The 24,182-nt window shown below is 49.6% G+C and carries 16 protein-coding genes and 2 pseudogenes; 6 read left to right on the top strand and 12 right to left on the bottom strand.

Going from position 1 to position 24,182, the window contains the following annotated elements; genetic code table 11:
- Window positions 1-677 precede the first annotated feature (677 nt).
- Together gltB and ACI0FR_RS07790 are read left to right on the top strand one after the other, a co-directional pair.
- Window positions 678-5,366, top strand: coding sequence for a glutamate synthase large subunit (gene gltB / locus ACI0FR_RS07795; protein WP_404908871.1), 4,689 nt, complete (start codon window positions 678-680; stop codon window positions 5,364-5,366).
- A 32-nt stretch (window positions 5,367-5,398) separates the two neighbouring features.
- Window positions 5,399-6,868: a glutamate synthase subunit beta gene (locus ACI0FR_RS07790; protein ID WP_404908853.1), complete on the top strand. Its 1,470-nt coding sequence runs from the start codon at window positions 5,399-5,401 to the stop codon at window positions 6,866-6,868.
- 101 nt (window positions 6,869-6,969) lie between these two features.
- Here ACI0FR_RS07790 and ACI0FR_RS07785 read toward each other — a convergent pair whose 3' ends face one another.
- Window positions 6,970-7,791 (bottom strand): M55 family metallopeptidase, encoded by an 822-nt coding sequence (locus ACI0FR_RS07785; RefSeq protein ID WP_374831205.1) that lies wholly within the window; start codon window positions 7,789-7,791, stop codon window positions 6,970-6,972.
- 229 nt (window positions 7,792-8,020) lie between these two features.
- On the opposite strand from ACI0FR_RS07785, the gene ACI0FR_RS07780 reads away from it, so the two are divergent.
- Window positions 8,021-8,962, top strand: coding sequence for an isoaspartyl peptidase/L-asparaginase family protein (locus ACI0FR_RS07780; protein WP_404908856.1), 942 nt, complete (start codon window positions 8,021-8,023; stop codon window positions 8,960-8,962).
- 85 nt (window positions 8,963-9,047) lie between these two features.
- Here ACI0FR_RS07780 and ACI0FR_RS07775 read toward each other — a convergent pair whose 3' ends face one another.
- The 11 genes from ACI0FR_RS07775 to ACI0FR_RS07725 all read right to left on the bottom strand — a co-directional run bounded on the left by ACI0FR_RS07775 (window position 9,048) and on the right by ACI0FR_RS07725 (window position 21,924).
- Window positions 9,048-10,514: an amidohydrolase family protein gene (locus ACI0FR_RS07775; RefSeq protein WP_374831201.1), complete on the bottom strand. Its 1,467-nt coding sequence runs from the start codon at window positions 10,512-10,514 to the stop codon at window positions 9,048-9,050.
- A gap of 10 nt (window positions 10,515-10,524) precedes the next feature.
- Window positions 10,525-12,009, bottom strand: a complete 1,485-nt coding sequence (locus ACI0FR_RS07770) for a chlorohydrolase family protein (RefSeq protein ID WP_461667928.1) — start codon at window positions 12,007-12,009, stop codon at window positions 10,525-10,527.
- Between the two features lie 54 nt (window positions 12,010-12,063).
- The gene (locus tag ACI0FR_RS07765; protein ID WP_461667927.1) at window positions 12,064-13,635 is read right to left on the bottom strand and encodes an ABC transporter substrate-binding protein; all 1,572 of its coding nucleotides are present in this window, start codon (window positions 13,633-13,635) and stop codon (window positions 12,064-12,066) included.
- A gap of 79 nt (window positions 13,636-13,714) precedes the next feature.
- Complete coding sequence (locus ACI0FR_RS07760; RefSeq protein ID WP_374831195.1) at window positions 13,715-14,695, bottom strand: ABC transporter ATP-binding protein; 981 nt, start codon at window positions 14,693-14,695, stop codon at window positions 13,715-13,717.
- Window positions 14,692-15,678, bottom strand: a complete 987-nt coding sequence (locus tag ACI0FR_RS07755) for an ABC transporter ATP-binding protein (RefSeq protein WP_374831193.1) — start codon at window positions 15,676-15,678, stop codon at window positions 14,692-14,694. The genes ACI0FR_RS07760 and ACI0FR_RS07755 overlap by 4 nt, the downstream gene beginning before the upstream one ends.
- A complete protein-coding gene (locus ACI0FR_RS07750) occupies window positions 15,671-17,182 on the bottom strand; it encodes an amidohydrolase family protein (RefSeq protein WP_461667926.1) in 1,512 nt (503 codons plus the stop codon). Before ACI0FR_RS07750 ends, ACI0FR_RS07755 begins: the two co-directional genes overlap by 8 nt.
- Complete coding sequence (locus ACI0FR_RS07745; RefSeq protein ID WP_461667925.1) at window positions 17,179-18,372, bottom strand: amidohydrolase family protein; 1,194 nt, start codon at window positions 18,370-18,372, stop codon at window positions 17,179-17,181. The genes ACI0FR_RS07750 and ACI0FR_RS07745 overlap by 4 nt, the downstream gene beginning before the upstream one ends.
- A gap of 3 nt (window positions 18,373-18,375) precedes the next feature.
- Entirely contained in the window at window positions 18,376-19,308 is a 933-nt protein-coding gene (locus ACI0FR_RS07740) for an ABC transporter permease (protein ID WP_374831187.1), read from the bottom strand.
- A 9-nt stretch (window positions 19,309-19,317) separates the two neighbouring features.
- Window positions 19,318-20,286: an ABC transporter permease gene (locus tag ACI0FR_RS07735; RefSeq protein WP_461667924.1), complete on the bottom strand. Its 969-nt coding sequence runs from the start codon at window positions 20,284-20,286 to the stop codon at window positions 19,318-19,320.
- A gap of 298 nt (window positions 20,287-20,584) precedes the next feature.
- Complete coding sequence (locus ACI0FR_RS07730) at window positions 20,585-21,286, bottom strand: aspartate/glutamate racemase family protein (RefSeq protein WP_461667923.1); 702 nt, start codon at window positions 21,284-21,286, stop codon at window positions 20,585-20,587.
- Window positions 21,283-21,924, bottom strand: coding sequence for a flavin reductase family protein (locus tag ACI0FR_RS07725; protein WP_374831181.1), 642 nt, complete (start codon window positions 21,922-21,924; stop codon window positions 21,283-21,285). The genes ACI0FR_RS07730 and ACI0FR_RS07725 overlap by 4 nt, the downstream gene beginning before the upstream one ends.
- 120 nt (window positions 21,925-22,044) lie before the next feature.
- Here ACI0FR_RS07725 and ACI0FR_RS07720 point away from each other — a divergent pair, with 120 nt between their 5' ends.
- The 3 genes and pseudogenes from ACI0FR_RS07720 to ACI0FR_RS07710 all read left to right on the top strand — a co-directional run.
- Window positions 22,045-22,728, top strand: coding sequence for a GntR family transcriptional regulator (locus ACI0FR_RS07720; protein ID WP_461667922.1), 684 nt, complete (start codon window positions 22,045-22,047; stop codon window positions 22,726-22,728).
- A gap of 398 nt (window positions 22,729-23,126) precedes the next feature.
- Window positions 23,127-23,783, top strand: a pseudogene (locus tag ACI0FR_RS07715) (IS110 family transposase).
- 81 nt (window positions 23,784-23,864) lie between these two features.
- A pseudogene (locus tag ACI0FR_RS07710) lies at window positions 23,865-24,066 on the top strand (hypothetical protein); the annotation flags it as partial.
- Window positions 24,067-24,182 lie beyond the last annotated feature (116 nt).

Raw genomic sequence — 24,182 nt, 5'->3', positions numbered from 1 at the left:
TTTTTATGCGTTTAAGAGATATTTTTTGTTATCAGTGCGTGCCAGCATAAATCATTGATTTTCCATAAAAGAAGTATGCAAGCGCAATAAAGTTGCAAAAAATGTTGCCGTCTCGATCATTTCGGTCTTGTGGAAGCGTAAAAAATCTGCAATAAAATAATAGGGCAGCACTACTGACCTATTGAGCTAGCTATAAATTGGCTTCAATGCAGTGTGTGATGTTTCAATTTAACCTGTGTTCTCAGTCGATAATGGAATGGCATATGCAAATGCTGTTGACTGTTCTGACGAGAACTATTCCGTAGATGGCTCGCATCTTATTGCGATACGAACTGATCTCATATCTGGATCATTTGAAAGAAAGAAGGAGGACATGATGATTGATCTGTTGCATGGCACTCTTTTTTTATTCTGCTTTCTTCTCGGAATAAGCAGTTTTTCCAACTTATTTATCAATTCTGCCGTCTCGGTGCCGTTTTTCATCCCGTCCGGAGGACGGGTTGCAGCCGCACGTCTGAACCGGCACATGATCCAAAACCGGATCTAAGGAGGTTTCGATGTTTATTAAGTCGCATTCTGTTGGGGCAATTCAAGCTCACACACATACAGAGAAAAGCGGCAAAACAATAACATCGATCAAAACCCCTAAAACCCAGCATATTACCGAAGATCCCGTCGTGGATCGAAGCGCATCTTTTAAAACAAATTTGCATCATGGCACCCTGCCGCAACAGCAAGGGCTTTATGACCCGCGCCATGAACATGACGCCTGCGGGGTTGGTTTTATCGCACATATGAAAAACAAGCCGTCGCATCAAATTGTGCGCGATGGCTTGTCAATGCTGGAAAATCTCACCCATCGTGGTGCCGTGGGTGCCGATCCGCTGATGGGTGACGGTGCAGGCATTTTGGTTCAGATCCCGCATCGTTTTTTTCGCGAAGAAATGGCTGAAAGCGGCATCCAGCTGCCTGAAGCCGGTCATTATGGTGTCGGTTATCTCTTCATGCCCCGCGATGAAGAATTGCGTCACCAGATTGAAAGCTTAATTCGTGAAGTTATAACAATGGAAGGCCAGCAATTTATCGCTTTCCGCGAGGTGCCGGTTGATAATTCGTCTCTTTCAAAAGAACCGGATATTATTGCGACTGAGCCTTATCATATGCAGGTCTTTATTGGCTGCAATCCGTCGATCACCTCTGAGGATGAATTTGAACGGCGTTTATTTGTGCTCCGCAAGGTGATCTCCAACCGGATTTATCAAGAAAATAATGGCGATGATAAAGGTTTTTATATCGTTTCGCTTTCCGCGCGCACTATTGTTTATAAGGGGATGTTTTTAAGTTTTCAGGTCAGTGCTTATTACCACGATCTGAATGATCCGCGTTTTGAAAGTGCGCTGGCATTGGTTCATCAGCGCTTTTCCACCAATACTTTTCCCTCTTGGCGCTTGGCGCATCCATACCGCATGGTTGCGCATAATGGTGAAATCAACACATTGCGCGGCAATGTCAATTGGATGGCAGCACGTCAGGCTTCAGTCGATAGCGAGTTGTTTGGAAATGATATTTCTAAATTATGGCCGATCTCTTATGAGGGGCAATCTGATACGGCATGCTTTGATAATGCGCTCGAATTTCTGGTGCAAGGTGGTTATTTTTTAAGCCATGCAATGATGATGCTGATCCCTGAAGCATGGGGCAACAACAAATTGATGGGTGATGAACGCAAGGCGTTCTATGAATATCATGCAGCCTTGATGGAACCCTGGGACGGTCCTGCCGCGGTTGCCTTTACCGATGGCCGCCAGATTGGCGCAACACTTGACCGGAATGGTTTGCGTCCTGCCCGTTATCTGGTTACGGATGATGATCGTATTATTTTGGCGTCCGAGGCAGGTGTTTTGCCGGTTGAGGAAAGCCGCATTGTCAAAAAATGGCGCTTACAGCCCGGCCGTATGCTGCTGATTGATTTGGAACAGGGGCGCATCATCGGTGATGATGAGTTGAAATCACAAATCGCCAATGCCCATCCATATCGCCAGTGGCTCAAAAATACCCAGTTGGTGCTGGAGGAGCTGCCACCAGTAGAGCCGCGCGCATTACGACGTGATGTCAGCCTGCTGGAGCGTCAGCGCAGTTTTGGTTACACGCAGGAAGACACCAAGCTCTTGATGGCACCCATGGCGACAACAGGGCAGGAAGCTGTCGGCTCGATGGGGACTGACACGCCGATCTCGGTGCTGTCGGATAAAGCCAAGCTGCTTTACACGTATTTCAAGCAGAATTTTGCGCAAGTCACCAATCCGCCGATTGATCCGATCCGTGAAGAACTGGTGATGAGCCTTGTATCTTTTATTGGTCCGCGACCGAATATTTTTGATCTTGTCGGCACCTCGCGGCGCAAACGTCTGGAAGTGCGCCAACCTATTTTGACCAATGCAGATTTGGAAAAAATTCGCTCGATCGGTCACTCCGAAGATCGGTTTGATACCAAAACGCTGGATATGACATATCCGGTCAATGAAGGTGCAGCTGGTATGGGCGGCACATTGGAGCGTCTTTGTGAACGGGCTGAAGCTGCTGTGCATGGCGGTTATAATATTATTATTTTGTCTGATCGTCAGGTCGGGCCCGATCGTATTGCAATCCCTGCATTGCTGGCAACGGCTGCCGTGCATCATCATCTGATACGCAAGGGATTGCGTACGTCTGTCGGCTTGGTGGTGGAAACGGGCGAGCCGCGCGAGGTGCATCACTTTTGCTGTCTGGCCGGATATGGCGCGGAGGCAATCAATCCTTATCTTGCCTTCGATACATTAATCGACATGCATCATCGTGGTGAATTTCCGGCGGAAGTCGATAGCCGTGAAGTGGTCAACCGTTATATAAAATCTCTTGGTAAGGGTATGCTCAAGGTGATGTCTAAAATGGGCATCTCGACCTATCAGTCTTATTGCGGGGCGCAGATTTTTGATGCAATCGGCCTGCAACAAGAATTTGTTGACCGTTATTTTTTCGGTACTGCATCAATGATCGAAGGTGTCGGCTTGGAGGAAGTGGCGCAGGAAACTGTGCTGCGCCATGACGCAGCTTTCATCAAAGAAATTGGTGGTACCAATGCGCTTCATGTCGGCGGCGAATATGCCTATCGTATCCGCGGCGAAGCCCATATGTGGTCACCGGATGCGGTGGCAAAATTGCAGCATGCCGTGCGCAATGAAAATCCGGCAAGTTTTGCCCAATATTCAAATATGCTGAATAGCCGCTCAGCTGCCGCCAAAACAATTCGCTCGTTATTTCATCTTAAAAGCGCTGTAGAACGCGCAGAACAACCTGTTGATCTGGCGGATGTTGAACCTGCCACAGAAATTGTGAAGCGTTTTTCCACCGGTGCAATGTCATTTGGTTCAATATCGCGCGAAGCACATACGACATTGGCTGCTGCCATGAACCGCATGGGTGCCAAATCCAATACGGGCGAAGGCGGCGAGGAACCCGACCGGCTTTATCCGCGACCTGACGGATCATCCAATCCGTATCGTTCCAGTATCAAGCAGGTTGCTTCGGGACGTTTTGGCGTTACAACAGAATATCTGGTTAATGCCGATATGATCCAGATTAAAGTGGCGCAAGGTGCAAAACCGGGAGAAGGCGGCCAGCTGCCGGGCCATAAAGTTGATGCAACCATCGCCAAGACACGCCATTCCACCCCGCGTGTTGGTTTGATTTCACCGCCGCCGCATCATGATATTTATTCGATTGAAGATCTGGCACAGCTGATTTTCGATCTTAAAAACGTCAATCCGCAAGCTGATATATCGGTTAAACTGGTGTCGGAAGTGGGGGTTGGTACTGTGGCTGCCGGTGTTGCCAAAGCGCGTGCCGATCACATCACCGTTTCCGGTTATGATGGCGGCACCGGTGCATCACCGCTGACATCGCTTAAACATGCCGGTTCACCTTGGGAAACAGGCTTGGCCGAAACGCATCAGACACTGGTCTTGAATGGCTTGCGCTCACGTATTGCCCTTCAGGTGGATGGTGGTTTGCGCACCGGACGCGATGTGATTATCGGCGCTTTGCTTGGTGCCGATGAGTTTGGTTTTTCAACCGCACCTTTGATTGCTGCCGGTTGTATCATGATGCGCAAATGCCACCTCAATACCTGTCCGGTTGGTGTTGCGACCCAAGATCCGGTGTTGCGCCGTCGCTTTAAAGGAACGCCGGAACATGTGATCAATTTCTTTTTCTATCTGGCTGAAGAAGTGCGCTTATTGCTGGCGGAACTGGGCTTTAAAAAACTCGATGACATTATCGGTCGCACGGATTTGCTTGAGCAACAAGCAGCGATTGATCACTGGAAAGCGCAAGGCTTGGATTTCAGCCGCATTTTCTACCGTCCATTGACGGCTAGTAATGATGCAGAAAAGCTGCGCTGCACACAACGTCAAGACCATCCGATTGATGATGTGCTGGATCGTCAATTGATTAAAGAAGCGGAACCGGCATTGGAGCGGCGCGAGAAGGTTGTTTTAACAAAAACAATCAAAAACACCGACCGTTCCGTGGGTGCGATGCTTTCAGGAGCTTTGGTGCGCAAATATCGCCATAAAGGTTTGCCCGAAGACACGATCCAAGTGCGTTTTAAAGGTACAGCCGGACAATCTTTTGCATCTTTTCTGGCGCATGGCATCAGTTTTGAACTTTTTGGCGAGGCCAATGATTATATTGGTAAAGGGCTCAGCGGCGGTCGCATTGTTATTCGTCCTGACGAGAGCAGCAAACTTGATGCAGCACAGGCAATCATTGCAGGCAATACTGTGCTTTACGGTGCCATTGAAGGCGAATGCTATGTATGCGGGCAAGCAGGTGAACGTTTCGCCGTTCGCAATTCCGGAGCTGTTGCGGTGGTTGAAGGTGTAGGCGATCACGGCTGCGAATATATGACCGGCGGCGTTGTGGTGGTCATCGGCGAAACGGGGCGCAATTTTGCAGCCGGTATGTCTGGTGGTGTGGCTTATGTGCTTGATGAGGCCGGTGATTTTGCACAACGCTGCAATATGGCCATGGTCGAGCTGGAGCCGGTTGCAGAGGAAGATGATATTCTGGAACGCCTGAGCCATCAAGGCGGAGACCTGATGTATAAAGGGCGGGTGGATGTGTCGGGCAATATGACCCGCCATGATGAGGAGCGATTGGTGCAGCTTTTGACCAATCATCATCATTATACCGGCTCCAAACAGGCACGAGCCCTCCTTGATCACTGGGAACAATATCGCCCGAAATTCGTCAAAGTCATGCCGGTCGAATATCGCCGTGCGCTGGAAGAAATGGAATTTCTGCGCAATCCGGTTGCAGCAGAGTAAATCACATTCCAGCTCAAGAACAGGTTATTGAAATGGGTAAAGTTACAGGTTTTATGGAGATTGATCGGCAGGTTGCGCCATATCAGCCAGCCTCGGATCGTATCAGGCATTTTCGTGAATTTACGCTGCCTTTAAGCACAACAGAAGTGCAAAGGCAGGCTGCGCGCTGTATGGATTGCGGCGTGCCTTTTTGCCATGGTGATAAAGGTGGTGACACTGGTTGTCCGGTCAATAATCAGATCCCCGATTGGAATGATTTGGTTTATTCCGGTCAATGGCAAGAAGCGATTGCCAATCTTCATTCGACAAATAATTTTCCGGAATTTACCGGTCGTGTTTGTCCGGCACCGTGTGAGGAATCTTGCACGCTTAATCTCGAAGATATGCCTGTGGCGATCAAAACGATCGAACAGGCTTTGGCAGATAAAGCTTTCGAATTGGGATTGATGCAGCCACAAATTGCTGCCATCAAAACCGGCAAACGCGTGGCAATTATTGGTTCAGGACCGGCAGGTTTGGCAGCAGCGCAACAGTTGGCACGGGCTGGACACGGGGTTGATGTTTATGAGCGTGAAAGCCGTGCCGGTGGCTTGCTGCGTTATGGTATTCCTGATTTTAAAATGCAAAAACATCTGATCGACCGTCGTCTAGCGCAAATGCAGGGTGAAGGGGTCAATTTTCATTGCGGCATTGAAATTGGCAAAGATATAGCAATTCAGCAATTATTGGATGATTACGATGCCGCGCTCTATTGCGGCGGTGCAGAGACACCACGCGATCCGGCCTTGCCGGGGCGTGAGCTGCATGGTGTCTATGATGCCATGCCTTATCTGGTTCAACAAAACCGTCGTGTCGGCAAAGAGGATGAGCAATCGCGGCATTGGCAGCTCAATGAAACAATCTCGGCTGATGGAAAACGTGTGGTGGTTGTGGGCGGTGGCGATACTGCATCTGACTGCGTCGGTACTGCATTTCGTCAAGGCGCGGTGCAGGTCACACAGCTTGATATCCGCCCTGAGCCTCCGTTGCGGGAAGACAAGCTTGGTGTCTGGCCATATTGGGCAACTAAACTTCGTATTTCCTCATCACAAGCTGAAGGAGCAATGCGCGAATTTCAGGTGGCGACACTCGGGTTTGGTGGTGAAAATGGTAAATTAACCCATATAACCTGTTGCAGTGTTGATGAAAGACGTAAGCCTATTGCCGGCACGGAATTTATCTTACAGGCTGATTTGGCATTTATTGCACTGGGTTTTAGCGGCCCTGACCAGCAGAGTGTGATTGAACAATTGGGTGAGCGGTTAAAACTGAAAACCGACACACGCGGCAATGTCAGTGTTTTAGCCAATACGACGGATTATCGCTCAACAGTCGCCAAACTTTTTGTCGCCGGTGATGTCAGGCGGGGGCAATCTTTGGTGGTGTGGGCTATACGTGAGGGGAGACAGGCAGCACGCGCTATTGATTTGCAACTGATGGGCGCAAGTTTGTTGCCTTCGTAAACAAACGCTAACAGTATCGCTTGTTTAGCCGGAGGCTTAATAATGATTTCTCCGATCATTTCAATCTATGACATGATCGGAGTTTGTTGCTGGATTTAAACTTATCTTACACTGGCGGAGAGGCCTGAAAGAACACCCATCCATCCGACCGCTTCAGCAATATTTTCACAGTCAAAGCTAATGGTTGTTGCGTCTGTTCGTTGGGCGCAAGGAATAATCGCCATCTGATCGGCAAGAAGTGGCGAATTCATCGTAAATTCAGCATGAATACGGCCAGTAAAAGGCTTCCAAGGCTTCAGCTCATTTTTGCGTTCAACCGCTTTTTTGGCAAGATCGCGGATCATCATGCGTGCATTATGAACAGACACCTGACGTGCTGCTCGGTTACCGAGAGCTGTTTTGACAGTTGCAAATACTGCTTCAGGGAAAAACGGGCGGTTTTCCTTCTCTGTTTGATCATCACCGGTGATCAAAGCGACGGGTACACCAAGTTCACCGGCATAAGCGCCGTAAAAACCGGGTTCGCCAACCTGTTGGCCATTAAGTTTTATGCCGCGAAAAGCAAATCCATTGGTCGTATGGGCAAGAACACCATATTGCGCTGCACTGGCATGATGACCGGTAAAGAAAAGCATGTCGAAGCTTTCATCCAGACCGGCCGCCATGTTGAATTTTTTTGGGCGTCCGAGAATAAGCTCTGCGGATGAATGCAATAATTCCGGAATAATATTGACCATAGGGCCATGAGAGTCATTAACCAGTATGTAATCGGCACCACCCGCCAAGGCACCTTCTATGGCTGCATTGACTTCTTCTGTCATTAAACGTCGTGCGCGCTCATATTCCGGATTGCCGGGCTGGCCTTGCTGGGACGTGACAACGCCTGCAACACCTTCAATATCCGCACATATATAAACCCGCATCTTTCCCTCCGGCCATTCCGATTAAGTTCGTTGTTTATTGTCAATCTTTTAAACGATGTTGCCGCTGTGTTGGTAAATTATTTCTCAAACTTTCATAAAAACGGCTTCAACTTTTTGAAATCAACGAAACCGCTTTATTTCTTTCTCACGCGCATTGTTCTATACAAAAAGTCCGGCATTTTTATCGGTGGCATTTATGCACCGGACATACCAATATCTGAGGAATATTATGTCTGAAATTACTCCTGTTATTGCACTCCACGGTGGTGCGGGCACGATCTTGAAAACCAATATGACACCGGAACGTGAAGCTGCATATCATGCAGGTCTCAAAGCCTGTCTGGAAGCAGGTTTGAATATTTTGAATGAAGGCGGAACCGCTCTTGATGCTGTAACTGCTGCCGTGATGGCACTGGAAGACAATCCTCTTTTTAACGCCGGACGAGGCGCTGTTTTTACGACTGATGCAACCCATGAAATGGATGCGGCCGTTATGGATGGTGCAACACGGGATTGCGGAGCGATTACCGGTATTTGTGGCCCGCGTCATCCGGTTTTGGCCGCCCGTGCAGTGATGGAAAAAACGGAGCATGTCTTTTTGGGGGGTGAGGGTGCCAAACGTTTTTGTGAAAAAGCAGAGTTGGAAATGATGGAACCGGAATGGTTTTCCACCCAGCAACGCCTTGATGCTTTGAATGCCGAAATGGAGCGCCGCCGTTTGGGTCTGGCCGATGATGGTGATCCGGCTCGTAAACATGGCACTGTGGGTGCTGTGGCGCTGGACAAACATGGCCATGTTGCGGCTGCAACGTCCACAGGCGGCATGACTGCGAAAACACCTGGTCGTGTAGGCGACAGCCCAGTTATCGGCGCAGGCACTTGGGCAGATGATAAAACCGCTGCTATTTCTGCCACCGGTCATGGTGAATATTTCATTCGTTGGGCAGTGGGGCACGAAATTGATGCACGTATGCGTTGGGCCAATCAAAGCCTTGCGCAAGCCGCAGGTGATGTGGTGCGTGAATTGGGTGAAATGGGTGGTTCAGGCGGATTGATTGCTATTGATGGCAAAGGCAATATTGAACTGCCATTTAATAGTCCGGGCATGTACCGTGCTTGGTGCGGTGCTGATGGTGTCATCCATACCGGTATTTACGGCAAAGATGATTAAGCGACTTTGATTATATTATAAAACAAAAGAGGCCGTTATCGGCCTCTTTTTTAAATCATATCTGCATCATGGGGCTTCTTTTATCTTATGACCAGGGTGCGACTTCGACAGGCTCGTCGAAAGTGCGGTAAACCTGCCCCCAGCCCGGATCTCGAAGATGCTCGCCAAGTCCGGCTCTGGTGACAAATTCACGGGCAACACGGTTGCCTTCGTGTAAAGCTTCCGCTTCATCGACGTTCAGTGCACGGCGGTCATCATAGATGGTTTTGCCATTGACCATCACGGTTTCAACATCACTGCCAATTGCTTGCGCAATCAAACGATGCACCGGCTGCCAATCAGGCGTCAGGTGAGGTGCTTGCATATCGATGACGATAATATCTGCCTTTTTGCCAATTTCCAGCGAGCCGATTTCATGATCCAGTCCCAAAGCACGCGCCGCGTCGATAGTGATCATTTCCAGTACTTTACCCGGCGGGAAATAATAGCGGTCATGATTACGCAAGACATGCTGGGTTGCTTGGAACAGCCGCGCCGTTTGCAAAATATCAAAAAAGCGGTTTGGTGCCGTTCCATCGGTGGTAATCGCCACATTGACACCGCGAGCCATCATTTCAATCACCGGCGTAGAACGGCCGGGAGGTGCATGGGTGACAGAGGTGCCGGTCTCGGCCAGAATATCAATTTCCTGATGCGAAATACCCCAGCAATGCTGTAGATGAATATCAGGGCCAAGCAGCGCATTTTCTTTGTCTTGCGCCGCAAGTCTGATTTGACCCGCAAAAGCATCTGAATGAAGCCTCACACCATATTTACGTGCAAGTTCTCTGACAGAGCGGGCATGATCACGATCAACCTGTTTGAGCTGTGCTGCTTGATCAGGCGAAGACATATTGGACGGGTCAACCGAAGGCACGATGGTAAAAGGGGTTAAATAAACACGAATGCGACCATCGCCGCTGCCATCAATGGATTGGATGGTTGCCTCTGCCCCTTCCATCATTTCATCAAAAGTCACGGCATGGCGTACAGGCTTGCCGCTGTCCCAGCGTGTTGCCTCTCGCGGCCACGGCAGGCCTGCGGGACCGGTACAAATAATCTCGCGCAGGCCTATTTGTTCATAAGCGCGGGCATGACCAATAGCAAATTCGGGATCATCGCTGCGTGGCATGGAACTGATGATGCTGACACCAGTTGTGACACCGGCGCGAAGACGCTCCAAGCCAGAAACCATGCCTTCGACAGCCCAGAATTCACGCGTGGTCGCATGCCAATAAGCAGGTGTCACAATACGCATCCATAACGGATTGGTATCAACACCAATGCCGCGGATCAAACAATGTCCGGCATGACCATGCGCGTCGATAAGGCCGGGCATAACCAGTTTGCCGTGGCAATCAATCACTTTGTCTTCTGGTTTAGGTGCAGCTTCATCCGATCGGCCAATCCCGATAATCCGGTCGCCTGCAACACGCACAAAACCATTTTCGATGATCCGGCGGTCGGCGTCCATCGTCAAAACAGTGGCATTTGTGAAAATGGTTTCAATCATAGCAACCTCGTCAATATTCAATAATGGGAAAAGCGGGGCGGAAAAGCTGGTTTACAGAAGGATGTTTCCAGCTCCGGTCGGGATATTTTTCGACCAAGCCTTCAAATTGTTTTTGCGCTTGCACGCGTGCGGCTTTGATATCGATATTGGCCACCTGACCACGGCGCATTGACAATCTGCCATCAACAAAAACCGCTTCGGTAACTTTGCCTGTCCCGCCCAGAACCAATGTTGTGATTGGATCAACGGTTGGGGTCATCGCCGGATCATCCAGCCGGAAGATGGCGATATCAGCAAGTGCGCCAGCTTCGAGTTTGCCAATGTCGGAACGTTTTAAAGCGCGTGCTCCACCAAGGGTGGCAGCATTAAAAAAATCCGCGCTGAAGGCGGCATCGGAACGCTTTTCCGCAATCCGGCAGGCCGTAAGACCTGTCAGCATATTCATCCACATATCCTGTGGTGCGGTATCGGTCGCCATACCGATATTGATGCCTTTTTGCCGTATCGACGCAAAGCTTTTCAAAATAGAACCCATACGTGCAGAGACAAGCGGGGAATGCGCAAGTGTCACGCCATGTTCGGCATAAAGATCAAGATCAGTTTCAGTTGCGTGGGTGCCGTGTGGTGCGATCACCCGATCATTGAAACAACCAAGTGAGGTGAGCCATTCAGCTGAAGTTGCGTCATGCAAACGGCGCATCATATCAACCTCGAATTGGCCTTGCGCCATGTGAATGCGAACAGGAACATCAAGCTCATCTGCTACTTTGAATGTCGCTTGCATTAATTTGGCCGTATTGGTTTCGACGCGGTCAGGTGCAAGCAAACCATTGATCAAGCCGGCACCATCGCCCGCGCGACGACGGATAAAATTACATGCCGTTTCAAGGCCTTTAAAGCCGCGTTCTTCATCAAAATAAAGATCAATCGTGCCGTGCTGATCAACGACTGCACCACCCGATCGATAAGCAGGACTTAAGAAAACCCTTAAGCCAATATCAATGGCTGCATCGGCAGCAGCATCAAATTCATGCGCCGTTTCCGCCCATTCACGATAATATAAGGATGCAATCGGCAGTGCGGTTGTCACACCGTTTAAAAGTGAGGTGGCGAATGAAAATTTCTTCTGGAAAGCAAGCTCTTCAGGGGAATACATTTCGTAAGCCCCTTTTGCCAGATAGGTATCAGGATGGATGCGCCCGCGCGACCAGCCCGGCTGGTTATCAAGAACGAGACTATAAGTATCAAGATCGGACAGAGCATCAAGGTCGATCAAACCCGGAGATATCAGTGCGGCACCAAAATCAAGACGGCGCGCAACGTCACCTTCAAAGCGTGAGCCGACATAGATTATGCAATTGCCTTCAATCACCAATTCGCCATTGCGGTGAAAAACATGGCTGCCGTCGCGATAACCCAAAAGCCAATCTGCGGTCAGCAGAGTTCGGCCTTGGGGACGCTGCCCCAAGTGTAATTTATCAAGCTCGTTCGGCATGAAGCCCCCTCATAAAATGCCGCTCCGTCAAAACGGAGCGGCATGATAGTTTTATTATTTGGCCTGACCTACAACGGTGAACCAATGGCGTGCTTTATTGTCGGCCCGTAAATCCATTGACTCAATTTTCTTGTTTGTTGCCCATGCAATCGGCTGTTGATGCAGCGGAATGGCCATCACTTCATCTTTGGCGATCTTCAAAGCTTCGCCCTCCAGTTTGATACGCTCATCCGGATCAACCATATTTGCAGCCTCGCGCACTTTTTCATCGAGAGTCGGAACCGACCATCCGCCATAGTTTGAAACGCCAAATGTGCCGTCTTTAGTTGCGAGCACTTGCGAAAGCAGTGAAAAGGCATCCAGTGTCGGTTCATTGGCCCAGCTTAAGTTGAAAACTTCAGTTTCACCTTTTGAACGCTTAGGAGATTGAATAGCGCGCGGCCCCATGTCGATTGTCGGTTTGAAACCTGCACGGGTCAGTAAGTTTGAAATGGCCTGACACCAATCTTCTTCATTGATGCTTTCATCGTTCATGCAGGTATAATTGAAAGCGAGACCTTCTTTGCCCGCTTCTGCCAAGAGCGCCCGCGCTTTTTCCGCATTGGCTGGCTCATAGGTATCAATTTCAGCTGAATAACCTGCAATATCAGGTGCAATCAGTGAACCGGAAGGGCGCGCCAGCCCACGCATGACACGTTTATTGATCAGATCACGATCAATCGCCAATTCAAACGCCTGACGCACACGAATGTCGTTAAACGGATTTTCCGCACCATTTGGTAACTTGTCACGGCGGTTAAAGCCGACGAAAACCGTACGCAACTCGGTCAGGCTTTTAACATTTACGTTCGGATCGGCATTCAAGCGATCGAGATCCTGAATAGGTGCACTGTCAATAATATCGATCTCGCCGGAAAGGAGAGCGGCAACACGCGTGGCCGCAGAGGTAATTGGAATATATTCAAGACGATCAACATTATGTTGGCGCTCGTCCCACCAATTTTCATAGGCTGTCAGAACCGTCATGGCATCAGGCTTGCGGCTTTCCAATTGGAAAGGGCCGGTGCCGTTGGTGTGCGTTGTGGCGTAGCCTTCTTTACCCTCATCATAGCGTGTTGGTTCTTCAGTATTGTTGGCTTTGAGCCAGCCTTCATCGAAGATAAAAATATTGGTGATGTCATTGAGGAAAAGCGATGATGGTGAAGTCACATCGATTTCAACTGTGTGATCATCAATTTTTCGAACGTCTTTATAAAGCGGCATATTACCTTTGAGCGGTGAATTTGGATCACCCGCGCGCTTGAAGGAAGCAACAACATCATCTGCGGTAAATTCTGCTCCGTCGTGGAATTTTACGTCTTCACGCAGTTTGAAGCGCCAGCTTTTATTGTCGACCAATTCCCACTCTGTGGCGAGCGCCGGTTCAAGCTTGAAGGTCTTGTCATAGCGGATTAGGCCTTCATAAATATGATTGAGGAAGGCAAGGTTCGAGGTGGATGGAATGGAATTTGGATCGAGCGAGTAAATATCCGCCCGCGAACCCCATTTAACTGTTTCGGCTTGCGCAGAAAATGCGCTGACTGAAAGCGCCAAAGCGGCGGCGGCAAGTTTAATGATAGTAGACATAGTTCCTCTCCTAAGGTCTGTTGTTCTTATTGTTGGTATTGAATGGGTTATGGTTGGTTTTGCTGCAAAGTCCTCTTTTTCAGGCAAGGTGACAGGCAACGCGTGCTCCATCGGTTTTTTGCATCAATTCTGGTCGTTCAACTTTGCATTTTGCTTCTGCAATCGGGCAGCGTGTATGAAACGGGCAGCCGGGCGGTGGTGCCAGCGGACTTGGAACTTCTCCGGCAACAATCTCGCGATCACGATGCGGCTCGTTTACGTTCGGAATAGTGTGTAACAACAAGCGCGTATAGGGATGTTTGGGATCGGCAAACAGCGTTTCCGTATCGGCTTCTTCGACAATACGCCCAAGATACATAACAGCGATTTTATCCGACATGTGGCGGACAACAGACAAATCATGGCTGATGAAGAGATAGGTCAGCCCCAATTCATCCTGCAATTTGCGCATCAGATTGAGAATTTGTGCCTGCACCGAAACGTCCAGTGCTGATGTCGGTTCGTCGCAAATCAGAAAGTCGGGTTCGGATGCCAATGCACGGGCAATAGAAATTCGCTGGCGTTGTCCGCCGGAAAATTCATGCGGAAACTTGTCGCCATCCGTTGCAGCCAACCCTACGATACCGAGCAATTCTGCCACACGGGCATCAATTTCGGCTGCGCTATTGCGCAGTTTCAATTCGCGTAAAGGTTCTGCAATGATATTCTTTACCCGCCAGCGCGGATTGAGCGACGCATAGGGATCTTGAAAGATCATCTGGGCAGAAAGCGGCACACCATTTTTGCCAGCCAGAAAGCGGATTTCGCCCGATGTTGGTGCATAAATGCCGGTTACAAGCCTTGCAACCGTTGATTTTCCGCAGCCGGATTCTCCTACAAGGCTATAGCAGCCACCGTGGGGAACCGAAAAACTGACATCACTGACCGCATGCAAAAATTTGCGCGGCTGCCGGTAAATCAAACGATTAAGAAAGGACGGCGAGGCATCAAAGATGCGATCAAGATGGCTGACCTTTAATGCTGTGCTCTCGGCAGTTGCCATATTTTGTTGTCTTGTCATTGCACACCTCCGTTTTGCAACCAGCATGCCGCAGCACCAGTTGATGTTGGTATGAGCTCCGGTAGTTCACGGCTGCAACGCGGCCCTGCTGAAATACAGCGCGGATTAAAAGCGCAACCTGGCGGGATTGCATTGAGACGCGGCATTGCACCGTCGATTTGATGAAGATGGGCAACACGTGCGCCGAGCGCTGGAATAGAAGCCATCAGCCCTTTGGTATAAGGATGGGAGGGGCTTTTCAGCACTGTTTCAACTGAACCGACCTCGATCAGACGACCGGCATACATAACGGCAATGCGGTCAGCCGTTTCGGCAATGACCCCCATATCATGCGTGACAAGCAGCACGGCTGTTCCATGTTCTTTGCAAAGCTTGCGCAAGAGTCCGGTGATCTGCGCTTGAATCGATACGTCCAGCGCGGTGGTTGGTTCATCGGCGATAATAAGCTTTGGTTTGGCCGCCAGCGCCAGTGCTATAACAACCCGTTGACGCATCCCGCCGGAAAATTGATGAGGATAATGATCAACACGCTCATTGGGTGCGGGAATGCCGACTTCAATCAGAAGCTCGATTGCACGTTTGCGGGCATCTGCTTTGCTCATTGATTTTTGGTGTTGACGGATGGTCTCCACAAGCTGTGCGCCGACTGTAAAAAGCGGGTTCAACGAGGTTAAAGGATCTTGAAAAATCGCACCGATTTCCCGACCGCGGATCGTTTCCATATCCCGATCATTAAGCCCGTCAATACGACGGCCATTGAGCCAGATTTCACCGGACGCAATATGGCCCGGACGCTCAAGCAGCCCTTGAATGGCGAGGCCGGTCATGGATTTGCCGGCACCCGATTCACCCACCATGCCTAAAATTTCGCCAGGCTTGATTGTCAGCGAAACCTTGTTGAGTGCTGTCACCGTGCCATGACGGTTTGGAAATTCTACCACAAGGTCTTTGACTTCAAGACAATTTTGTACTGATTCAGCCATCAACATTCTCCCGCATGACATAGCTTGGAGGAAAAATTTCGCTGACAGGCGGATGGCCCCATGTGCGTGCAGGATATTGCGCGACCAGACGATCAAATTGCGCCTGTGCCTCATCACGTGCGGCTTGCATGTCAATGCCTGCAACTTCGCCAAAGCGCATCGAGAGACGGCCATCGACAAAAACTGCGCGTGTCACCTTGCCTGATCCGCCGGTGACCAATGTAGTGATCGGATCAATTGACGGCGCCATCATCACATCATCAAGCCCGAAAACCGCAATATCTGCACGTGCACCTTTCATAAGCCGACCCAAATCTGGGCGGTTGAGTGCCTTTGCGCCACCAAGAGTTGCCGCATCGAAAAGATCGCGTGTCATGATGCGCTCAGGCCCGCCATCATTCATCCGGCATGTGATGAGACCTACTAAAAGGTTCATCAACATATCAGGCGGCGTTGTATCCGTGCCCATCGCAATATTGATGCCAAGATCGCGTAGCTTGGAAAAACTGTTGAGGCTGCCGCCGCCACGTCCGGAAACCAACGGACAATGGATGACCGAAACACCATGCTCGGCGTAAAGTGCAAGATCTTCTTCTGTCGCTTCGGTGGCATGAGGTGCCATCAAACGTGATGAAAGCAGCCCTTCTTTGGCAAGCCAGACAGGTGCAGTCGAGCCGTAAAGCGCGCGGACAGTTTCAACTTCCATCACACCTTGCGCCATATGCAGGCGCACCTGTACATCAAGCTCTTCTGCCCGTTTCATCGTTTCACGGATTAAGCCCGCCGTTGCGGTTTCCACGCGGTCCGGCGCAAACAGCCCCTGTATCAAACCGTCATAACGGCCCGCTTGGCGTGCGATATAATCACTGGCAGCATCAAGACCTGCAAACCCACGCGGCTCGTCAAAATGTGCCCGCATGTCACCCGGTTGATGCAAAACCATGCCGCCGGAGCGATAGGCGGGCGATAAGAAAACACGTAAGCCCAATTCACCGGCAGCATCGGCCGCCGCATCAAATTCGGCTACTGTTTCGCCCCATTCCCGATAAAAAAGCGAGGCGATGGGGGCTGCTGTCGTAATACCATTTAAAAGCAGTTGTCCGAAAGCAAAGCGCTTTTGAAACGCCAGTTCCTCAGCGGAATACATCTCATATGGCCCGTTTTCGACGTAAGAAAGCGGCCACACGCGCCCTTTTTTCCAAGACGGAAAATGGTCGATCCCAAGAATGGTGGTGTCGAGATCGGACAAAGCATCAAGGTCAATGAGGCCGGGTGAAATCAGTGATGCGCCGAAGTCAATACGGCGCGCAACATCACCGCCAAAACCATGACCGGTAAAAATAACCAACCCGTTTTCGATGACCACTTCACCGTTTTTAAGAAGGATGTGCTGGTCGTTTTCATGGGCAAGAACCCATTGAGCGGTCAGCAAGGTGCGGCCATCAGGGCGAGCACCCAGTGTCAGATCCGCCAATGCGGCTTGTGCAGGATTATGTTTTATCATGGCATGCTCACAATGCAGATTCCGTTGCGGGCAACAACTTGGCCGTTTTTCACAACTAGTGGTGGTGTTGCGGGCTGCACAACGGCATGGCCGATTGTTTGTCCCTGCAAAAGCGTGAAATCAGCTTTACAGCCAGTTTTAACGCCATAACCCTCAAGGCGCATGAGATCAGCGCCGCCCTGACTGACAAGTTCAAGCATGTGGCGCAGATCAATATCGGAGCGCACACCATTTTTCATGCCAATAATCCTTGCACGATCCATCATATCCGGCAGGCCCCAAGGCCCCCATGTATCGCGGATGCCGTCACAGCCGGCACCCACACGGATCCCCGCTTCACGCAACCGTTTGAGTGATGGCACCGTTGCCGAAGGCGCACCTGTGGTGGCAATGCCGATATCGAGTTCAGCGATTTGTTCGATCAATTGCTCGACACGCAGGTAATCATTCATGCCCAGCGCAAAAGCGTGACTGATATCCACCTTGCCTTGCATGCCATTTGCACGCACGCGGGCAAATATCTGCTCCATGGTAAAGGCACCCAGTTCGCCTGCTTCATGAAGATGGATGTCAATCGGCTTGCCATGTTTTACAGCCAGCGCAAAAATGGCATCCAGCTGCCCCTTCGGATCATGGTCAATGCCGCATGGGTCGATGCCGCCCAAAACCTCGCAACCATTGGCCAATGCCTCGTCAAGGAGATCAATGACACCGGGCATGACCATCACGCCGGACTGTGGGAAGGCGACAATTTGAATGTCGATAATGCCTTGCAATTTCTCGCGGGTTTTTTGCACACCCTCAACCAAACGCAAACCATGTGCCAGATCAATATCGACATGGCTGCGGATATGTGAAGCCCCATGTGCTGCAAGGCCGATGGCATGGCGCATGGACTGGACATGCGGATCAAGCCCTAATTCGAGCCGGGTTTCCCGTTCGAAATCAATCCGTCCGCGCAAATTGGCAGGACGGTTATTGACATGCCAATCCATGTTCCATGTCGTTTTGTCGAGATGGGTATGTGCATCGATGAGCCCCGGCCAAAGAATGGCATTATTACCGTCCTCGGTTGGAAAGTCAGGCAAATCAGCAATTTTGCCATATTCAACAATAATACCATCACGGATCAAGACATCTGTCGTTTCTTCACCCAAAGGGCGGATGTTGCGGATAATGAGATCAGACATGATTTACCTCAGCTTTGGATTAAGGGCATCGCGCAACCAGTCACCAAGAAGGTTGACCGAGACGACCAGCAAGGAAAGTTGAACAACCGGAAAGATCACCATCCACCAAAGACCGGAGAACAGATATTGGTTGCCGATACGGATCAATGTGCCAAGCGAAGGCTGGCCCGGAGGCATGCCAATGCCTAAGAAGGAGAGGGTGGCTTCTGTTAAAATCGCCATGCCGAAGCTCAAAGTGGCTGCGACCAAAACAGGCGTCAGCGTATTGGGCAGGATGTGATTGAACATGATGCGGCGGTTGGGAACATTTAAAAGTTTTGCCGCCATGACATATTCTTTGCCACGCTCGACAATAGCCTGTGCCCGCACAGTTCGTGCATATTGCACCCATGCCGACAAGGTGATGGCGAGAACCAGCACACCGGCAGCTCCGATTTCACGTAAATCGGGCGGTAAAATTTGACGCACGACAGTCGAGACTAGGATCGCGATCAAAATTGTCGGAATAGACAAGACAATATCGCCGATCCGCATCAAAAGATCATCAAGAAGACCGCCGAAATAACCCGCAAACAGGCCGAAGCTCAAACCGATAATCAATGAGAAAAACACAGAAGCAAAACCGATCATAACGGAAATGCGGGTGCCGTATAGCAAGACCGACAACATATCGCGGCCTTGTGTGTCGGTGCCAAGGATAAACGGCATTTGGCCGCCTTCCTGCCAGATCGGCGGAAGCTCCGATAACCACATATCCAGTGATGCTGTGTCATAAGGATTTTGCGGGGCGATATAGGGAGCCAGCAGTGCAGAGCCGAGCAAAACGATGAGCAGGAAGGCACCAATACGTGCCGACCATGAGTTTTTAAACGACCACCAGAGATCACTGTTGCGGATACGCTGGATACGTGAAGGTGTCGTGCTTGTTGTCGCCATATCCGCCCCCTATTTCGAGTTGCGCAATCGAGGGTCGATCACAGCATAGGTGATATCAACCATCGTATTGAGGAAAACAAAGATAAAAGAGACAAGGCAAAGATAGGCCGCCATGACCGGTATATCGATGAATGTCACGGCCTGAATGAATAGCATGCCCATCCCCGGCCATTGAAAAACTGTCTCTGTAATCAGAGCAAAAGCAATCAGTGTGCCGATATTCATGGCGGTCAGGGTTACAACCGGCATCAGACAATTACGAAGTGCATGACGGAAGTAAATTTTGTGACGGTTGATGCCGCGGGCACGGGCAAATTTCACATAATCCGAGCGCATAACCTCAAGCATTTCTGCTCTGACAAGACGCATGATGAGTGTAATTTGATAAAGTGCCAGCGAGACTGAAGGCAAAACCAGTGCCAATAGTCCTGTTTTGGTCAAGAAGCCTGTTGTCCACCAACCAAAATCAACCACTTGTCCGCGCCCGAAAGCCGGTAGAATGCCAAGGTTTACGGAAAAAACTAGGATCAACAAAATACCGACGACAAAACTTGGCAGGGAAACACCAACAATCGAGCCGAATTGCAAAAACTCCGAATACCATTTCCCGCGTTTGATTGCGGTCAGAACCCCAAGCGGCAAGCCAATCACAAGCGACAAAATAGTTGCAACAATGACCAATTCCATGGTTGCCGGAAAACGTTCGGCAATCAGGCCGAGCACGTCTTGTCCGTTTCGGTAAGAAATTCCAAATTCGCCATGTGCGGCATTGCGGACAAAACGCATATATTGAACAAGAAAACTGTCATTGAGTCCCAGTTTTTCACGCAACAACTCACGATCAGCTTCAGTAGTTTGCTCGGATGACATCATGTCGACCGGATCGCCCGCAAGGCGGAAAATCAAGAAGGCGAGAAATGCTACAGAGAGCATCACAACAATCGCATTGGCGAGTTTTTTAATGATAAAAACAATCATGGCTTACATCCGTAGCCAGCCAATAATCCGAGATTAACCAGACAGGGAAAGCAATCTTTCCGCCGCTGCGGCGACGGGTATCCGTCACGACCGTCCAGTAACGCAATAAGCGTTCTCAGTCTCATCAAATTCTCTCCTCCCAGTGCCGTGTTCAGAAACACGTCGATATCGAAAAAGTTAGCTACATCAAAAATTCTGTCAACTGTTTTGTAGACAATCTTGCAGAAGATCCTCCAAATCTTTCTGCTAACAGACCAAATTTTGATGCGACATATTGCTCGCTACTCTTTGGATGTACTCATCCTTTAACCCGTGGAAAGGCATAGGCATTGGATTTTGAAGTCCGCAAACCGGCACCAATAAGGGCTTCGGCAAGTTTAATGGCAACCACAACGCCATCGATGACAACAACACCAGTGGCATTTGTAAGTTTGGCAGCCATTTCCGACATGCCTGCACAACCAAGGACGACTGCTTCAGCTCCATCTTCATCGCGAGCACGCGAGATCTCATCAATCAGAAGCCTAAAAGCCTGATTGGCTTCTGCTTCGATAGATAAAACCGGCAGGTTAATGGCACGCACTTTGCGGCAATGACCTGAAGCACCATAAAGCTTCACCAGATCTTCAATCACAGGCACTGAACGCGGCAGTGTCGTAATGATAGAAAAGCGTTTTGCCAGTATCATTGCCGCCTGTATGCCTGCCTGACAAATACCAATGACCGGCCCCGCGGCCACTTCTCGGGCTGCATCAAGACCGGGATCATCAAAACAGGCAATAACTGTAGCCTCAGCACCATTTATTTCTGCACGACGGATTTGGTTCAGCATAGAGGGAACAGACATGGCCTCATCGGCAAAACCTTCAATACTGCGCGGTGCACCAATGCCTGTGCCGGTCTCAATGATTGTAATTGCAGAAGCCACACTTTGCGCGCTTTTCAGCGCGACTTTTGTCATGTTTTCTGTCGAATTAGGATTAATCAGGAAGATTTTCATCTTTTTTCTTTTTCTTCTATATGCTTGTGCAACTCGTCTAATTTAGGCGCTTTCAGCACAAATTGCCGATCCGAAACAATGTAGTTGTCACTGTGAAGGCGGGCTATCGGATGGTAAATTTCAGGGTTCACATAACGTCCTTGTTCATCCAGACAATCGCGGCGAACATGCATATGAACGACCTCGCCGATCACTAAAACACGACGCGGATATTCGATCAGACGTTCAACCTTGCACTCCATTGCGCAAGGGCTGGCGGGTATCCACGAGCAATCAATTTGCTTACCGGCTTTGACCGTTTCACCGGCCAGTTTTAATTCATCAACGCCTGTCTCGACCCCCAAACCACAAACAAGCATGGTTTGGGAAAGAGCCATATCAACCATGTTGACGGTGAATTCTGACGTGCGGCGGATATTGGCTACAGTGTCTTTTTCACGGCCGTCCAGCTTTGGTTGAATGCCTAAAACCACCAAAGGAGGCTCGTGTGAAAAGACATTGAAAAAGCTCATCGGAGCGCCATTATCTTGGCCATCGATACAACGTGTCGTTACAAGTGCAATAGGGCGGGGGCCAATAAAATTAGTCAGCAACCGATAACGGTCAGCCGCATCGATTGCTGTGAAATCAAAATCCATCGGAACCCCCACTCGACTCATTTTTAGACTAATTGTCTACTAGATTGTCGACAATATTGACATCATTTCTTCTGGATTAAAAGAAAAAAATAAGTTAGCTTCAAATCAAACAATTTCAGGATGACCATGGAAGCGCTAACCACAGAACAGATCGCGGAACGAATCTGGCTTTCGATTGCAGAACGTCGGTTACGTCCGGGGACGCGGCTGAAAGAAACGGAACTCGCAGAAATTTTTGGTATCAGCCGGGCACGTGTGCGCCAGGTCTTAACCATACTTGCGCATGAAGGTTTGATTGAAACTGAGACAAATAAAGGTGCTTTTGTTGCCGAGCCGAGCGTCGAGGATGCGAAGGATATTTTTTACATCCGCCGTGCCGTCGAGCAACGTGTGCTTGAACGTTTAGTCGATCGTCTGGACGGTGCTAAAGTTGATGCAATGCTGCAACACGTCGAACTTGAACGCATTGCAAATGACAAAAATGACAAACGTGAGATTATTAAATTGTCTGGCGGGTTTCATTTAATGTTGGCTGAAATGTCAGGAGCCTCATTTCTGACCGGATTGATGCGTGATCTTATCAGTCGCAGTTCCTTGATCACGGCAGCATTTCGCAATTCTGATAAACATAATTGCGGCCCTGATGAGCATGCAGAAATTATCGAGTTCTTACGTAAGGGTGATCTGAAAGCGGCGAAGAAAGCCATGGCGCATCACCTTGATCATGTCGAAAGGGAGTTGAGGCTTTCCGGCGACAAAGAGAGCGTGAAAAGTTTGCGGGATGCTTTACAACACAGCGAATAAAAGGCTTAAGATTTAAGCGCTTATTCAAAAATTAATTTTTATAATATGAAATCTGTTGTTCTAAAAAAATATTTATCATTTACTCGCTCTCTCGGTTGGGAGTGAAATGATAGTTTGAATATTTTGCCCTGTTGCCCAACGAGTATCATTGGTTAACAAAATCTCTGCCCGGTCTCAATGGGCAGACTAGAGGGACTTTTCGCAAAGTTTTTGAATTAGCGATTGCTTAATCATAATATTGAATGTTGGTCTATCGTCATAGGAGATTGCCCGTCGCCTGTTTCCGAACGACCCTCGTGAGGCTTGGTTTTGGCTGGTGATCTCGTATAGGAGTTTGGCTTGGCCATTCACATCCCTTTACGGGATTCCGCCTCACGCCAATCATGGGAGTATAGCAAATGGCATATATCGGTGTCGATCTTCATACCAACAGTTTTACTGCCTGCCATCTGGATCAGGACGGCGGTGAAGCGCTCGCCACGTATCAGCTGGCCCAGGCCGATCTTGACCAGTTTTGCGCAACCCTGTCAGTTGATGACGAAATCGCGGTAGAGGCGACGGGCAACAGTTCATGGTTCTGTGATCAGGTGATCGGCATTGTCAAACGTGTTGTTTTGGTCAATGCCAAACAATTTCAGGTGATCCGCAAATCGGTGAAAAAGACCGACAAGAACGATGCGCGGGCTTTGGCGTTCTTTCTGTCGAAGGACATGTTACCGGAAACCCAGGTGACATCCACGCGCGACAGTGAATTGGCTTCGCTGACCCATACCCGCGACCTGCAGGTCAAACAGCGCACGCGGCTGTTGAACAAGATCTACGCCCAATTTGTCTGACACGGCATCAAGATCAAAAAAAGTCTCGGCTCAAGGCGGGCGCTGGAAAAGCTGGCGCGCACCACACTGGTTCAATGTACACTGATCGCGATCCGCGACCCCGGCTACCTCAACAGCTATTACCGGCGCATCAAGGAGCGGCCCGGTACGGGCAAGGCCACCATCGCCACCGCGCAAAAGCTGCTCGCCATCATCTATGACACCCTTAAGAATAAATGAGTTTTTGACGACTTTCCCAATTTTAAAATCGCAACCAAATCAATTGTCTCTGGACAATCCTCATAGGAGGAGGATATCTCCATGCTGTTAAATGTTCTTGTTGAGAAGCTCAAACAACATTCCAAAAATGACTTTAAAGGTCGTCAGTTTGTGACCTGTCTAATCCTGCAGGCAGTCAGTTGCTATTTACGCTATTCTCTGAGCTATGGACAAAAACGGCAATCCGGTTGACTTCCTGCTGACCGCCTAACGGGACTTACCCGCAGTCAAGCGTTTCTTTACGTAAATGCTGGAGAATGAACCTTTACTTGCGCCCGAAAGCCTAGGATGTGGAGCTGATCAAACAATTGTCTTTATTGAGTGTTTTTATTGATTTGAGGTTTTGACAGTAGGGAGGCT

It is taken from the genome of Paenochrobactrum sp. BZR 201-1 (genome assembly GCF_044987585.2).
Classification (GTDB): domain Bacteria; phylum Pseudomonadota; class Alphaproteobacteria; order Rhizobiales; family Rhizobiaceae; genus Paenochrobactrum; species Paenochrobactrum pullorum.
Note: the sequence above shows the minus strand (reverse complement) of the source record. Positions and strands in the feature narration are given on the sequence as shown.